This window comes from Trinickia symbiotica, assembly GCF_002934455.1.
Lineage (GTDB): Bacteria > Pseudomonadota > Gammaproteobacteria > Burkholderiales > Burkholderiaceae > Trinickia > Trinickia symbiotica.
Window position 1 is genome coordinate 97,687 of the sequence record NZ_PTIR01000003.1, and the last position, 14,213, is coordinate 111,899.

At 62.5% G+C, this 14,213-nt stretch carries 12 protein-coding genes; 3 read left to right on the forward strand and 9 right to left on the reverse strand.

Features of this window, described 5'->3' with window-relative positions; genetic code table 11:
* The first annotated feature begins 2 nt into the window (after nucleotides 1–2).
* The gene (gene hutC / locus B0G57_RS06610) at nucleotides 3–824 is read left to right on the forward strand and encodes a histidine utilization repressor (RefSeq protein ID WP_189595326.1); all 822 of its coding nucleotides are present in this window, start codon (nucleotides 3–5) and stop codon (nucleotides 822–824) included.
* Between the two features lie 9 nt (nucleotides 825–833).
* Here the strand turns inward: hutC and B0G57_RS06615 are convergent, their stop codons facing one another.
* Complete coding sequence (locus B0G57_RS06615) at nucleotides 834–1,250, reverse strand: CBS domain-containing protein (protein ID WP_158256605.1); 417 nt, start codon at nucleotides 1,248–1,250, stop codon at nucleotides 834–836.
* 570 nt (nucleotides 1,251–1,820) lie between these two features.
* On the opposite strand from B0G57_RS06615, the gene B0G57_RS06625 reads away from it, so the two are divergent.
* Nucleotides 1,821–2,306, forward strand: coding sequence for a universal stress protein (locus tag B0G57_RS06625; RefSeq protein WP_102606888.1), 486 nt, complete (start codon nucleotides 1,821–1,823; stop codon nucleotides 2,304–2,306).
* 64 nt (nucleotides 2,307–2,370) lie between these two features.
* On the opposite strand, the gene B0G57_RS06630 is transcribed toward B0G57_RS06625, so the two are convergent.
* From B0G57_RS06630 to B0G57_RS06640, 3 genes are read right to left on the reverse strand one after another with little or no spacing between them, the layout of a single operon-like run.
* Nucleotides 2,371–4,023 carry an efflux transporter outer membrane subunit gene (locus B0G57_RS06630; RefSeq protein ID WP_102606889.1) on the reverse strand — a complete coding sequence of 551 codons (1,653 nt, stop codon included), beginning with the start codon at nucleotides 4,021–4,023 and terminating at the stop codon, nucleotides 2,371–2,373.
* A 5-nt stretch (nucleotides 4,024–4,028) separates the two neighbouring features.
* Nucleotides 4,029–6,173 carry an ABC transporter permease gene (locus B0G57_RS06635; protein ID WP_102606890.1) on the reverse strand — a complete coding sequence of 715 codons (2,145 nt, stop codon included), beginning with the start codon at nucleotides 6,171–6,173 and terminating at the stop codon, nucleotides 4,029–4,031.
* Nucleotides 6,174–6,187: 14 nt separating this feature from the next.
* Nucleotides 6,188–7,495, reverse strand: a complete 1,308-nt coding sequence (locus B0G57_RS06640; protein WP_102607090.1) for an efflux RND transporter periplasmic adaptor subunit — start codon at nucleotides 7,493–7,495, stop codon at nucleotides 6,188–6,190.
* 328 nt (nucleotides 7,496–7,823) lie between these two features.
* Between B0G57_RS06640 and B0G57_RS06645 the strand changes: the two genes are divergently transcribed.
* On the forward strand, nucleotides 7,824–8,015 hold the full coding sequence (locus tag B0G57_RS06645) for a DUF2964 family protein (RefSeq protein WP_102606891.1): 192 nt from the start codon (nucleotides 7,824–7,826) through the stop codon (nucleotides 8,013–8,015).
* A 141-nt stretch (nucleotides 8,016–8,156) separates the two neighbouring features.
* On the opposite strand, the gene B0G57_RS06650 is transcribed toward B0G57_RS06645, so the two are convergent.
* The 5 genes from B0G57_RS06650 to B0G57_RS06670 form a co-directional block, all read right to left on the reverse strand.
* Nucleotides 8,157–9,110 carry a 1-phosphofructokinase family hexose kinase gene (locus B0G57_RS06650; RefSeq protein ID WP_102606892.1) on the reverse strand — a complete coding sequence of 318 codons (954 nt, stop codon included), beginning with the start codon at nucleotides 9,108–9,110 and terminating at the stop codon, nucleotides 8,157–8,159.
* A 417-nt stretch (nucleotides 9,111–9,527) separates the two neighbouring features.
* The gene (ppsA, locus tag B0G57_RS06655) at nucleotides 9,528–11,924 is read right to left on the reverse strand and encodes a phosphoenolpyruvate synthase (RefSeq protein ID WP_102606893.1); all 2,397 of its coding nucleotides are present in this window, start codon (nucleotides 11,922–11,924) and stop codon (nucleotides 9,528–9,530) included.
* A gap of 29 nt (nucleotides 11,925–11,953) precedes the next feature.
* A complete protein-coding gene (locus tag B0G57_RS06660) occupies nucleotides 11,954–12,430 on the reverse strand; it encodes a hypothetical protein (RefSeq protein ID WP_102606894.1) in 477 nt (158 codons plus the stop codon).
* 236 nt (nucleotides 12,431–12,666) lie between these two features.
* Nucleotides 12,667–13,755 carry a hybrid sensor histidine kinase/response regulator gene (locus B0G57_RS06665; protein WP_399277000.1) on the reverse strand — a complete coding sequence of 363 codons (1,089 nt, stop codon included), beginning with the start codon at nucleotides 13,753–13,755 and terminating at the stop codon, nucleotides 12,667–12,669.
* A complete protein-coding gene (locus B0G57_RS06670; protein WP_102606896.1) occupies nucleotides 13,755–14,201 on the reverse strand; it encodes a response regulator in 447 nt (148 codons plus the stop codon). Before B0G57_RS06670 ends, B0G57_RS06665 begins: the two co-directional genes overlap by 1 nt.
* Nucleotides 14,202–14,213: the final 12 nt, after the last annotated feature.

Genomic DNA, 14,213 nt, shown 5'->3' on the forward strand with positions numbered 1-14,213 from the left:
TGATGTCTGCCACGCTACCCCGAAGAGCGAGGAGACCAGGCATGCCGGCACCGACGTCGGTGAAGCCCACCCCCACCGCGGACAATGCAGGCGAGTCCGACATGCCGATGGCGCGCTACGCGCGGGTCAAAAGCTTCATTCGCGGAAAGATCGAATCGGGTGCCTGGCAACCCGGAGACCGCATTCCCTCCGAGCTGGATCTCGTCGAATCGCTCGGCGTCTCGCGAATGACGATCAACCGCGCGCTGCGAGAGCTGACCGGGGAAGGATGGATCACGCGGCATTCGGGCGTGGGCACTTTCGTGGCCGAGGCAAAGCCGCAGTCGACGCTGCTCATGATCGCGCATATCGGCGAGGAAATTCGCGCGCGGGGTCATGAATATGACTACCAGACTGTGGTCGCGCAACGCGAGAGCGCGCCGCTCGCCGTCTCGAACGCGCTCGGCTTGCCGCCCAGTTCATCCGTGTTTCATCTGATCGGCGTTCATCGCGAGAATGGCGTGCCGGTGCGGCTCGAGGATCGCTATGTGAACCCAGCTGCCGTGCCGGATTTCCTGGAGCAGGACTTCAATGCGATGCAGCCATCGGAGTACCTCTCCGCGACCCTGCCCGCGCACGAGATCGAGCACGTCGTCGATGCTTGCCTGCCGACGCGCGCCGAAGCGACGCTGCTCGAAATCAGCCTTGATGAGCCATGCCTCGTGCTCGTGAGACGCACGTGGATGACCGGCGCGGCAGTGACGTTCGCACGTTTCGTGCATCCGGGTTCGAGATATCGGCTCGGGTGTCGCTTTCGGCCGGGAGATGCGCGGTTTCAGGGATGATGACGCCAGTCACTCCCGACTGCCGTTGCTGATGCGACGATTTCGAACGGACGGCGCCGCGAAGGATTGTCCGCTCAGGTCGGTGATCGAGACGATGCCAGCTATGCGCCGTCGATGATCGAGAACGACGAGTCGCCTCACATGTGCATTCTTCATCAACGTTTCGGCGGTCTGCACCGTATCGTGCTCGAAGCAGTAGAGCGCCCCGACGGACATGGCTTCGCGCACGGTCATCGTCTCGGCGCTGCGTCCGTCCGCGACCGCTCTCATGGCAATGTCGCGATCCGTCAACATGCCGAGTACTTGTGTTCCGGAACAGACTGGCATACAGCCGATATTGAGTTCCTTCAATCTGCGTGCAGCCACGGCGAGCGTCACGTCAGGCTCCACACAGACCGCTTTGCGCATGATGTCTTTGACGAACATCTGCATTCCCGGGCAACGATCTACGGCGAGCTCACAAGCAACCATCCTGTTCTCCTGTCAATCCAGACGATATTCAGATGCCCGATATCGACTGATGTCAGGCACGACTGTCTCCATCCGCTCTAGTCCATCGCTTCGCAGCAGCACATACGCTTGCTACGCGTTCGAGCGGGCCCGATATACCTGCCAGTTGCACGAGTTCCCTTCTCACCCACGGGTGAACGCAGGCAACGCCCAGAACGACGAACGATCCTGGCAGCGTCAATAGAACGATGAATAGCGCTCTCTTGAACATGGTGTCACCTCATTGGCGAAAGGCTTTCCATGCCTGCATGATTACAAGCGACCGCATGGCGGCGGTTGATGCCCATCAACAAAGAATCTCGCCAGAGAATCTTTACAGAGCGGCCTGCACGCGCTCACGCTGTACGGCGCGCCGAAAAGGACGCGCATCTCGAAGCGCGCTCAGTTGATTGGCGTCAACCTGGCAAACAGCTGCCGCTCCTACACTGCAATCAAGCGCAGCGCTCCGGTTGCGCCGTTCTCAACGCCCGCACAGGTGGATCGATCATGTACCAACGCATCCTCGCGCCGATCGATGGCAGCGAAACCGCGCAGCGCGCCCTCGGCTTCGCACTTTCGCTCGCACGCGAAACGGGGGCCGAACTGATACCGCTATTCGTCATCGACGTGCCAATCGTGGCTTATGAAGCCCCGGGCTTCGATCCATCGATCGTGCGCGACGCACTTCAACAACAAGGCGAACAACTGAAAGCCGAGTCGCAAGCGCTGATGCAGAGCGAGAATGTCAGGGGTACCGCGCGCGTAGTCGAAGCCGATGCGCCGGGCGGCACCGTCGCCGAGCGCATTCTCGAAGAAGCGCGCGCGACCGGCTGCGACCTCATCGTCATGGGCACGCATGGGCGTCGCGGCGTCAAGCGGTTCCTGCTCGGCAGCGTTGCCGAACGGCTCGTGCGGATGTCGTTCTGCCCGGTGTTGCTCGTTCCCGGTGGCGTCGAGGCGGCCGCGCCGAAGCACGAAGTGATGGCAGCTTGATCGGTACCGCGTGAGTCGATCGTCGCGCATGCCCGCGCGCAGGGAAAACTTCTCGATTCGCCCTTCAACAGGAACGTTCAGATGGGCATGTGAGCGTTCGACCCGACGCCGACATCTTCCCACCCGGACTGTCGCGCTCTGCCCACGCTTGCGCCGCTCCCCCCATCGCCACGAATAGCTGCGCCGTGTCAACATAGCGCTGCCCTTTCGCCCTGGCATAGCCCAGGCGTGCCTGTGCATAAAGGCGTTGCGCCTGAAGAATATCGAACGAGGTTGCCGTGCCGATACGGTAGCTCTCCTGCACGAGCCGAAGCGATGCCTGAGCGGTGTCGAACGCTTCGCGCTCCGCCGCGAGCGCCTGGGCGTCGTGCTCCAGTGCGCGCAACGTATCGGCGACCTGCCCGAACGCCTCGAGCACCGTCTGACGGTAGACGCCCAATTGCGCGTCGAAGACATCGATGGCCTCGCGCTGCTGCGCTTTGAGCGCGCCGCCATGAAAGAGCGGCGCCGTTAAGGCGGCCGCGACGCTCCAAAGACCGTTGGCGGATTCGAAAAGCGGCCCCATCGATGTGGCCACTTGTGCCCATGACGCGGTGAGCGTGATGTTCGGGTAAAGGCGGGCCGTCGCCACCCCGATCTGAGCGCTTGCCGCATGCAGTTGCGCTTGCGCCGCCCGAATGTCCGGGCGGGCAAGCAGCCATGCGGACGGCAGCATCACCGGCACGTCGATCGGCAGCGCCAGCATATCGAAATCGAACTGCGGTGCTTGCCATTGCGCGGGCGTCTTCCCAACGAGTATCGCAAGCGCATGATCGGCCGCGGCAAGCTGTTGTTCGAGCGGTGGGGCAAGCGCGAGGTCTGCTGCAAGCTGGCTGCGGGCGGCGAGCACATCGCTTTGCGCCGCGCGGCCGACTTGCCGCTCGATTCCGACGAGTTCGAGATTGCGCCGGTCGACGGCGACGATGTCGTCGACCGCCCGCAACTGCTCCCGCGCGCTCGCGGCAGTCAGCGCCTGGATGACGGTGTTGCCGGTCAGCGCCAGATAAGTGGCGGCCAATTGATCGTGCTGATACTCCGCGAGGGCCGTTTGCGCCTCCACCTGCCGGCGCACGCCACCGAAGAAATCGATGTCGTAGCTGACCGTCGGGCCGATGGCGATCAGATTGCTGACCGCATGGGCCGCCCCGCCGCCGAGTCTCGTACGACTGCGCTCGGCGCTCGCGGCTAGATCCAGTTGCGGATAGAGTCCGCCACGTGCCGCGAGGATCGCCTCTTGCGCCGCCTTTAGCGTCGCGCGCGCGGTGTCGAGAGTCGGGCTTTGCGCAAAGGCGAGTGAGACGGTGTCATCGAGTTGCGCGGAGCGAAACGACGTCCACCAGCGATCGATGATCTCCGCCCCTGATTGCGCATGCTGTGTGGGATCCGCGGACCCAGCCTGTGGAAACACCACAGGTGTCCGCACGAAGGCAGCGTCGGACTGCATCAAAGGCGGCACGTAATCCGGTCCCGCCGCGCAGCCCGCGAGCATCAGCGCTACCAGCCCTACCGCAACGGTTGGCCATCGTCCAGTCCGCCGCCCGGGGAGCAGCCCGGTGCTCGATGCAGGGTTTGGCCACCTGCTTCCAATGAGGCGCTGGCGCGCAATGGGGGAAGCCCCGAGCAGCGTGCGGAATCGCCGGCCGAAACATCCGCGCAGGGTTGAGGTGATCGAGATCATGCGGATTACTCGTAGCGCAGCGCTTCGATCGGGTTGAGACGCGATGCTTTACGGGCCGGGTAATAGCCAAAAAATATGCCCACAGCCGCGGAAAATGCAAAGCCGCCTGCAATGGCCGCCGATGAAAGCAGCGTCGGCCAGTGCGCGACCATCGTAATCAGTTCGGAGACGGCCACACCGAACACAATGCCGCCAAGCCCGCCGGTAACGCTCAAAAACACCGCCTCGACGAGAAACTGCAGCAGTACGTGAAGGCGCCGAGCGCCGATCGCCATGCGCAAGCCGATTTCTCGGGTGCGCTCGGTGACCGAAACGAGCAGGATGTTCATGATTCCTATGCCGCCGACGAGCAGCGAGATCGATGCGATCGTCGCGAGCAATAACGCCATGATGCGGCTGCTTCCTTCGGCTGTTTCGGCGATCTGACTCAGGTTACGCACCGCGAAGTCGTCGTTGTCCCCTGGCCGGATTCGATGTCGGCGCCGTAGTGTGTCATTGACCTGCGCAATCGCCGCCTGCACGAGCAGCGGGCTGGCTGCCTGAACGTAGATTTGATTGACGTAGCCGGTCAGTCGCGGCACGGTGCCGTAAGGATTCGCGACGGGCGGGAAGTACGGGTTGAGCGCTGTTTGCGCCTGGCTCGGCACAGCAACGCCAAGCACTTTGCGCTCAGCGGCACTGAAAGGGATGATGACTACGTCGTCCTGGTCCTGGCCGAAGGCGGTCTGCCCCTTCGCCGAGAGCAAGCCCACCACGCGCAGTGGCGCACCCTTTACGAGAATTCGCGCCCCGATGGGATTCTCGCCCGGACCGAATAGCTGCCGATAGACGGTCTGCCCGATCAGCACGACCATCGATGCGTCGCGTATGTCGCTTTCGTCGAGGGTACGTCCCGATGCAATATGCCAGCCCGTCGTATCGAGGTACCCCGGCGAGATGCCCTGGATGCTCGTCGACCAGTTCTGCCCGCCATACTCGACTTGGCCGAGTTGGCGAATCAAATAGCTGACCGCGCTCACTGCCGGGTCCTCGCGCCGTATGGCGAGCGCATCGTCGACAGTCAGCGTCGAAGCGCTGCCAGTGCCCGCGCGCACGCCTGTCGCCGTCGTTGCGCCGGGAACGATGACGACGAGATTCGTGCCGAGGCTTTCGATCTGCTTACGCACCGCCGCGTTCGCGCCGCGCCCCACCGCGACCATGGCGATCAGCGCGGCAACGCCGATGAATACGCCGAGCATGGTAAGCGCTGAACGCATCTTGTTGCGCCATAGCGCGAGTGCGGCCGTAAAGACCGTCATGGACGTAAAACCCGTAATGGGGCTCGCGCGCAGCGTGCCGAGCAGGCTAACGGACACCCGGGGTGCCGGTACAGGGAGCGAGGGTTCGCCTGGCAGTGGCGTTCCTATTGGCGCCGACATCTCGGGCTTTGCCTGTCCTTGTCCCGTAGCCAGCGCGCGACGCTCGTCCGAGATGATCCGCCCATCGCGCATCGTGACGACGCGGTCGGTATAGCCTGCAATGTCAGCCTCGTGCGTCACGACGACGATCGTCATGCCGTGGTCGCGATTGAGCGCACGCAACATGTCCATGATTTCGTGAGACGTGCGTGTATCGAGGTTGCCCGTCGGCTCGTCGGCCAACAGGATGCTGGGGTTGCCTATGAGCGCCCGGGCGATCGCGACACGCTGTTGTTGCCCACCCGATAGCTGACTCGAGGTATTGCGTTCACGTTGCGTGAGCCCGACGAATTCGAGCACCTGACGTGCGCGCGCGTTGCGTTCAGCCCGCGTAGCCGGCCCGGTTGCCGCATAGAAGAGAGGGAGCGCGACGTTCTCGAGCGCACTCGTGCGCGCAAGCAGGTTGAAGCTCTGAAATACGAAGCCGATATGGCTGCCGCGGATGCGTGCGAGCTCGTGCTCGGCGAGCTCCGCGGTATCGGCGCCGTTGAGCAGATAACGTCCGGCGCTGGGGCGGTCCAGACAGCCGAGCACGTTCATCAGTGTGGATTTTCCCGAGCCGGACGAACCCATGATCGCAACGAATTCGCCGCGCTCGATAACGAGGCTCACCGAATCGAGCGCGCGCAGATCCGCGCCCCCTGCCGAGTAGATCTTCGTCACCGCTTGCAATTCGACCACGATGTCGCGCATTCTCGGCCCCGCGCTCACATATGCAGCCGAGGCGCGGTCGCGGCGCTCGCGCCGGCGCCTGCAACGGCTTGGTTCTCGCCGACGATCACCGCGTCGCCTTCCGTGAGCGGGCCGCCCGTTACTTCGGAATAAACATCATCGTCGAGACCGGTCGTGATCAAAATGGCGGTAGGCCGACCGCGGCGCAGCACCCAGACGCGCGCAGAAGACGTCGGCTTCGCCGTGCTCGGCGCCGATGCCTGTCCCGTCGCCGTTGCCGCGGCTCGCAGCGACGTGAATCGCAGCGCCTGATCGGGCACACGCAGCACGCCATCTCGTTGATCGATGACGATACGGGTCGTCGCGGTCATGCCAGGCTTCAGGCTCAGATCGTCGTTCACCACCCCCACTACGACATCGTACGTGACGACGTTCTGCACTGTCTGCGGCGCCTGCCTGACCTGCACGACGCTCCCGGTGAACTGCCGCTTCGGAAAAGCTTCAACGGTGAACTTAGCCGCGTTGCCCTCCCGCAGATCGCCGATATCGCTCTCGCTGACGTTCGTATCGACCTGCATCCGTGTGAGATCGGTCGCGATGAGGAAGAGTGTCGGCGTCTGAAAGCTCGCCGCTACCGTCTGTCCGATCGTGATGTTGCGCGAGACGACAGTGCCGTCCACCGGCGAGACGATATTGGTGTAATCGAGATTGACTTGCGCGGCGTCGAGGGCGGCCGAGCGCTGTTCGATGGCGGCGTCGTCGACAAGCACCTGCGCGCGCGCCTGATCATATGCGCTGCGCGCATTGTCCGCGGCATCTTGCGACACGATGCCGTGGCCGAGCAGCTCGGCGTCACGCTCATAGGTGCGCTTGGCGTAGGTGAGCTGCGCGCGATCCTTGACGATCTGCGCGCGCGCGTTGGCAAGCTCCGCGCGAGCTTGATTGACGACCGTCTGATAGGGTCGGGGATCGATCTTGGCGCAAAGCTGGCCCTTGCGCACGCGCGTGTTGAAATCGCAGTACTGACTCTGGACGACGCCCGAGACATAGCTGCCGACGATGATCGTCAGCACCGGGTTGACGGTACCCGTCGCGGTGACGACGCGCGCAATCGAACCGCGCGTGACTGGCGCGGTGACATAGCGGACGGGTTCGGGGCGCCCTATGCCGAACCACCATGCGAAGGCGAGTGCGCAAACGAGCAGTGCCGCGATGCCGGCGAGCAACACCGCCCGCGGCAATCGGCGCGAGACGCGCGCCCTGCCCGCAGATTCTGGCCTTGCCGCACTCCCTCCACCCGGCCGCGTGTCGATTCCATCGCCGCGCTTCGGCGAATCTGCCATGAACGTACTCGCTTGTTTGGCCGATCGGGAACGCGCGAGCGCCCCGGCCGTCCGACGCTCATCGTGATTCATCATCGACCGCCACCACTGGCCGCGGCTTGATCGGCATCAAAGGCGAGAGTGTATTGCCGCGCCGCGGCCATTTTGGCTTCCTGCGCAAGCTTGACCCAGGTCAACGATCGCAGGCCGCGTGCGCGGATGATGAAGGTTGCGCCGCGCGACGCATTGGGCGAAGACGGCCCTACGACGAAACCGGAGTCGCGGCCGACGATGTTTCGCCTATGGAGTCGCGGCGCGAGTCCGTGCGCATAACGACGAGGAAAGGGCCATGGTACGAAGCAGGGTTCGCATCGCTCTCGCGACAATTTCGGTATTCGCGGTGCTGGCCGGTCTTGGCATGGCCATTCGCGGTCTTGCGTTCGATGCGGATGAAGCGTTTCGCTACGGCATTGGCGCGATCGTGGTGGGAGTCGCCGCCTTCGTCTTTCTGCTCAATCCTGCGCCAGAGGACGACGCTTGACCGAAGACTCCGAGGCAAACGTCAGCGGCTGCCAACTCGTGAGCGTTGACGCCGTCAATCTAATTTGGCTGCTGAGTCGCCGACTGGTATCGGCGCCGGCATGACATCACCTGGGACGAAGCAATGCGAGCCTCCACTTGTTCATAAACCGACCTCGCACGGCATCACACCATACGACTCCCGATACATGTGGATGACATCAGCGGGATTGCAAAGCGCCGTTCCGGACCTCATCACCGCGGCGCAACCGGCAGCTATCGCGTAGCGCAACGCCTCTTCCGTGTTCGCGTCGTGGTCGAGCGCCCAGACCATCGCGGCAAGGAAGCTGTCGCCCGCGCCAACGGCGCTGACGACGTTCACGGGTATGGCGGGCAGGCTGACAACGCGATCTTCCGTGGCGAGGATCGCGCCACGTCCACCGAGCGTGAGCGCCACGTTGCGCGCGCGGCCGCACCCCACCAGATGCCGCGCCGCATCGCGCCACTCCGAGGCGTCCGCGAGCGGCGCACCGGTAAGCTCGCGCAGCTCATCGAGGCTCGGCTTGACCAGAAACACCCCGGCCTCGAGCGCCGCCGCGAGCGCATCGCCCGACGCATCCAGGACCATTCGGACACAATTGTTTTGCGCCCACCGCGCAATTCGTGCATAGAAGTCGCACGGCATGCCCTGAGCCAGGCTACCGCTTGCGACGAGGTACCGTGGCTGCGGATCGATCACGTCGAGGTAACGGAGGCAGCGTCGCCATTCCACCTCCGTCACGGTCGGGCCCGGCATGATGAAGCGAAACTCGCGGCGACTCGACATCTCGAGCACCGTGACGTTCTCTCTTGTCTCGTTGCCGATAAAAATGCACTCGTAGGGCACGCGCTCCTCGTCGAGCAGCGCATCCAGGGCCAAGCCGGTGCGCCCACCTGCAAGATGAATCGCCAGGCACTCGCTTCCAAAGCGTCGCAAGACGCGCGCAACGTTGATCCCGCCTCCGCCTGCATCCTTTCGGGGCTCACCGCACCGAAGCTTCACCGTGTCGACGAGACGCTCGACTGAAAACGAAAGGTCGATGCTGGGGTTAGGTGTGATAGTGACGATCTCGGCCATGAATGGCCTCCTCTCGGTGCGCTCATCCGAGCTTCGTTGCTGACGTTGTCAGGCACCGGCGGAAGGCGATGCCCCGTGCTCGAGACATCGCCCGCGAAAAGATCGCGACGGTTTCTCGCATACGCAGTTAGTCTCCTCCCCGGCAGTGCTTTGGGCGTTGATGTCGATCAACTGGTTACAGGAGATCGTTTCAATTCCCACCCTTCATGAATCTGCGTAGCGGTAGACGCCGTTGGGCAGAGCGGCATAGATGTCGCGTCGACGGCGTGCGCGGCCACGAGTCGCTAGAAATCGCTATATCCGATCGCAACGGTTGGCGCGCGCAGCATCAAGGCCTGAAATACGATGAGCGCGATGACCGCGGTAGCGATAAGCGTGTTGGCAAGTTCGGCTTTTCGTTCCACTATCAATGACCGCTCATCGTGCCGCCCGTGAAGCTTCCGCCTCCGCGATCCGGCGCTTCACGGCAACAAAGCTGTCCGGGGTGACCGACACCGAATCGATGCCGCACTCCACGAGAAACTGCGCGAACGCCGGACGGTCGCTCGGAGCCTGGCCGCAAAGACCGACTTTCGCGCCCGACCGATGCGCACTCTCGATCACGTGTGCGATCATCCACTTGACCGCGGCGTCCTCTTCATCGAAGAGCACCGCGAGGTCCGCCGAATCTCGGTCGACGCCGAGCGTCAATTGCGTCAGATCGTTGCTGCCGATCGAGAAACCGTCGAAGCGACGCGCGAAGTCCTCGGCCAAAATCACGTTCGACGGAATCTCGCACATCACGTAAACCTCGAGACCGTCCTCGCTCCGCTTCAAGCCGCTTTCGGCCATCACCGCCAGAACACGGTCGGCCTCTGTCGTCGAACGGCAAAACGGAATCATGACCACGACATTCGTGAATCCGAGCTCCCTGCGCAACCGCGCGATCGCGCGGCATTCGAGCTCGAACCCCGCACGATAGCGCGGCGAATAGTAACGGGCAGCGCCGCGAAAACCGAGCATCGGGTTTTCTTCACTCGGCTCGAACGTCTTGCCGCCGATCAGATTCGTGTACTCATTCGTTTTGAAGTCACTCATTCGGACGATGACGGGATGCGGGTACTGGGCGGCCGCAATGCGCGCAAGCCCACGAGCGAGCCGCTCGACGAAATACTCGGTCTTGTCTTCATAGCCCGCTGTGAGGGCCGCAATCGTGTGTTTTGCCTCGTTATCAGCAAGCGTATCGTAGCAAGCGAGAGCCATCGGATGAATCTTGATGTGATTCCCGATGACGAACTCCATGCGTGCCAATCCCACGCCATCCGCCGGCAGCCTCCACCAACGAAGCGCCGCCGCGGGATTGGCCAGGTTAAGCATGACTTGGGTACGAGTCGAGGGCAGGCTCGCGAAGTCGATTTCTTCGACGTGGAACTCGGCGTGACCTTCATAGACAAACCCGTCGCTGCCTTGCGCGCAGCAAACGGTGACCTCTTGCTCATCGTGGAGCATGTGAGTCGCGTTGCCCGTGCCGACGATGGCGGGAAGGCCCAACTCCCGGCTCACGATCGCCGCATGCGAAGTCCTTCCGCCATGATCGGTGACGATCGCCGCGGCTCGACGCATCAGTGGCACCCAGTCGGGATCGGTCGTGTGCGTGACCAAAATGGCTCCGTCGACAAAATGCTCAGCTCTTTGGGGACTGTCGATGACGCAAACGGTACCCGTGGCGATCGCATCGCCGACGGCGACGCCGGTGAGCAGCTTCCGTCCTGCCCGCTCCAGTTGATAAGTCTTGATCGCACCCGCGTCGCGCCGCCGCGATTGAACGGTTTCGGGGCGCGCCTGAACGATGAAGAGTTCGTTCGTCGCACCGTCCTTTGCCCATTCGATATCCATCGGCTGACCATAGTGGCGCTCGATCGCGCATGCCCAGCGCGCAAGTGTGAGAATCTCGTGATCGGCCAGCACGAACGTCGCACGTTCAGCTTTAGAGGTTGGCACGTTCCTCGTCGGACGTTGCGGATCGCGCGCGTAGATCACTTTGAATTTCTTTTCGCCGAGTTTCTTTTCGATGATCGGCCGAAACGCGGCCTGCCCCAGCAGCGGTTTGAACACTTCATACTCGTCCGGATCGACAGCGCCTTGCACGACGTTCTCTCCCAGTCCCCACGCCGCATTGATGACGACCACTCTGTCGCAGCCGGTCTCGGTGTCGATCGAAAACATGACGCCCGCGCCGCCGAGATCGGATCTGACCATCCGCTGAATGCCGATCGAGAGCGCCACCTTCGATTGATCGAATCCCTTGGCGTCGCGATAGCTGATGGCGCGATTGGTAAAGAGCGAGGCGTAGCAGCGCCGGCAGGCTGCGAGCAGCGCGTGCTCGCCGCGCACGTTCAGAAACGTCTCCTGCTGTCCGGCAAAGCTCGCGTCGGGCAAATCTTCGGCCGTGGCACTCGAGCGCACCGCCACATCGACGGCAGCCTCGCCAGCGCGCTCGCTCAGTTGTCGATAGGCGTGACAGATTGCGTCGGCGATGGCGGTCGGCCATTCGCCGTGCAATATCATTCCACGAATCGCGGCACCCGCCTCCGCGAGCATCAGCTTGCCCTTGGAGAGGTCATCGAGCGTCGATGAGATCTTCTGCCGCAGATCGTTCGCGTCGATGAACGACCAATAGGCGTCGGCCGTCGTGGCGAAACCCGATGGCACGGCGATACCGGCATCGGCCATCGCGCCCGTCAACTCGCCGAGTGAAGCATTCTTGCCACCGACGCGCGCCACATCCGCTCGCCTTACGTCTTTGAACCAGAGAATCGATGCACGCTCAGCCATTTCTCGCTCCTCTCGAATGGAACCATCTTTCAGATGCTGAGATAGCCTTGAAAGAACCACGGCAACCCCACGATGGACGGATCGCGCGCCGATGACGATGACGCCATCGCGACCCCGAAAAATGCGGGGCTACCGTCCACGGCAAATGTGGGAACGAAAGAAAAGTCGTCGTTGATCTTCACGAGGAATTCCGGATTGAAGGTCGACGGGGCGTAGATCGAAATTCGTTTGAAGAAACTCTCTTCACGCACGTCGACGTCACGCCCGCCGATCACCGGGGTCTCGAGCGCGGCAACCGTGTCGTAGTGCGCCGGCAAAGAATGGGGACGGCCCGCACGTTCAACGACGACGCCGGGGGTGAAGACAAGTTCGATGCCCGGGTACGGCGACGCATAAGTCCGTTGCGGCAGAGGACCGTCCGGCCCGATCGCGAACGGCGGTTGGGCCCAAAGCGACAACATGATGGGACTCGCGCGCTGCGCGAAATATTCAGCCAACCAATTCATGCAGGCCTCCGCTTGCGTTCGTCAGCGACTGCCTCGAAGAAACGACGAGGCACTCACGAGTCGAGGCTACATCCGACGACGACGGACACATTGACGCGCATCAACCGGGATTGACAGCGTCGAGCATGCGCAAACGGTCACGGCTTGACCAGGGGAAATGAACGTCGACCCTTCGGATCGATCCGTACGGTTACCGTACAAACGAATCGGCGCCGCTGGCCGGGCGCCCTTGGACTTCACTCCGGGTCTACTATCGCCGCGAGGGGCAATGAAACGGACAACGCAAAGCCCTGGCCAGGCGAGGTCCTGATCGATAGCTCGCCGTTGAGCCCTGCCGCGCGTTCACGCATGCCCAGCAGGCCGAACGAATTGGGCGACGGGCGCTCATCGCTCGGACAGCCATGACCGTTGTCCGTGATGGTCACGACACAGTTCGCTCCCTTGCACTCGATTTCGAGTGTCATCTCGGTCGCACCCGCATGCCGCACGACGTTCATCATCGATTCCTGAACAATCCGGAATATTGCAGTCGCGCTCCTGCGGTTGAACTCGATATCGTCGGCTGAGATACGTCGGATGACGCGCACGCGATGCCGTGCCGAGAACTGGTCTGTGAACCATTCGATCGCGGGAAGCAGACCGAGCTCGTCGAGAATGGCAGGACGCAAATCGGCTGCGATTCGCCTCACGGATACGACGAGCCGATCGATCAAGTCGTTGATATTGCCAAGGTCGGCTCCGCTTATTGCGGTCCGCGCGCCTTCGGCACGGTTTTCGATCTTGCCGACCTCGATCTTGAGCGCGGCCAGTTGTTGGCCGAGGTCGTCATGCAGCTCGCGAGCGACGCGTGCCTTTTCTTCTTCGCGTACGTGCTGAATGTTCGCGGAAAGGCGCTGCAGTTCCGCGCGGGACTCCTTGAGCGCCACGGCCTCACGATGACGCTCGATCGCATAGCGAATCGCGCGGCTCAACTCGGAAGGGCGAATATCCCGCTTCTGCAGATAGTCTTGCGCGCCATGGTGGATCGCTTGCAGGCCCACCGATGAGTCATCGAGACCGGTGAGCACGAGCACCGGCAACTCCGGTGCCTGAAGATGAAACGCTTTGAATGTGTGGAGGCCCTGCGCATCGGGTAAGCCCAAGTCGAGGAGCACGACGTCGAATGGCATCGAGCGGGCTTGCGCAAGCGCCTCCGACAACGATTGAGCGTGAACGAGCCGGTGCTGAAAATCCAGCACGTCCGCGAGCACCTCGCCGATCACCAGCGCATCGGTCGGATTGTCCTCGACCAGCAGGGTCCGAAGCTGCTGCACGGTGTCCATGATTACACGCGAGGCAACGTCACGACGCCAAACCAGAAGTCGTTGATACTGCGCACGACCTCGACGAAACTGCTGAAGTCAACGGGCTTCGTGATGTAGCAGTTGGCGTGCAGACCATATGATTTCGCCACATCCTCCTCGGATTTGGACGTGCTAAGCACGACCACGGGAATGCTCCTGAGATCGGGATCCGCCTTCAGTTCCTCGAGCACTTCCCGCCCGCTCTTCCTCGGCAGATTGAGATCGAGCATGACGAGGCCCGGCCGTGGCGCATCGCGATGCTTGCCTTCTCGCCGCAGGTATTCCATCGCTGCCACACCATCTTCAACGACGTGCAACGGATTGCGCACCTTATAATCCTCGAGAGCCTCACGTGTCATCATGACGTCCGTGGGACTGTCCTCGACCAGGAGGATAGGGATCAGACTGTCCGTGACTTCAGAAGGCATGGGTTTCTCCCG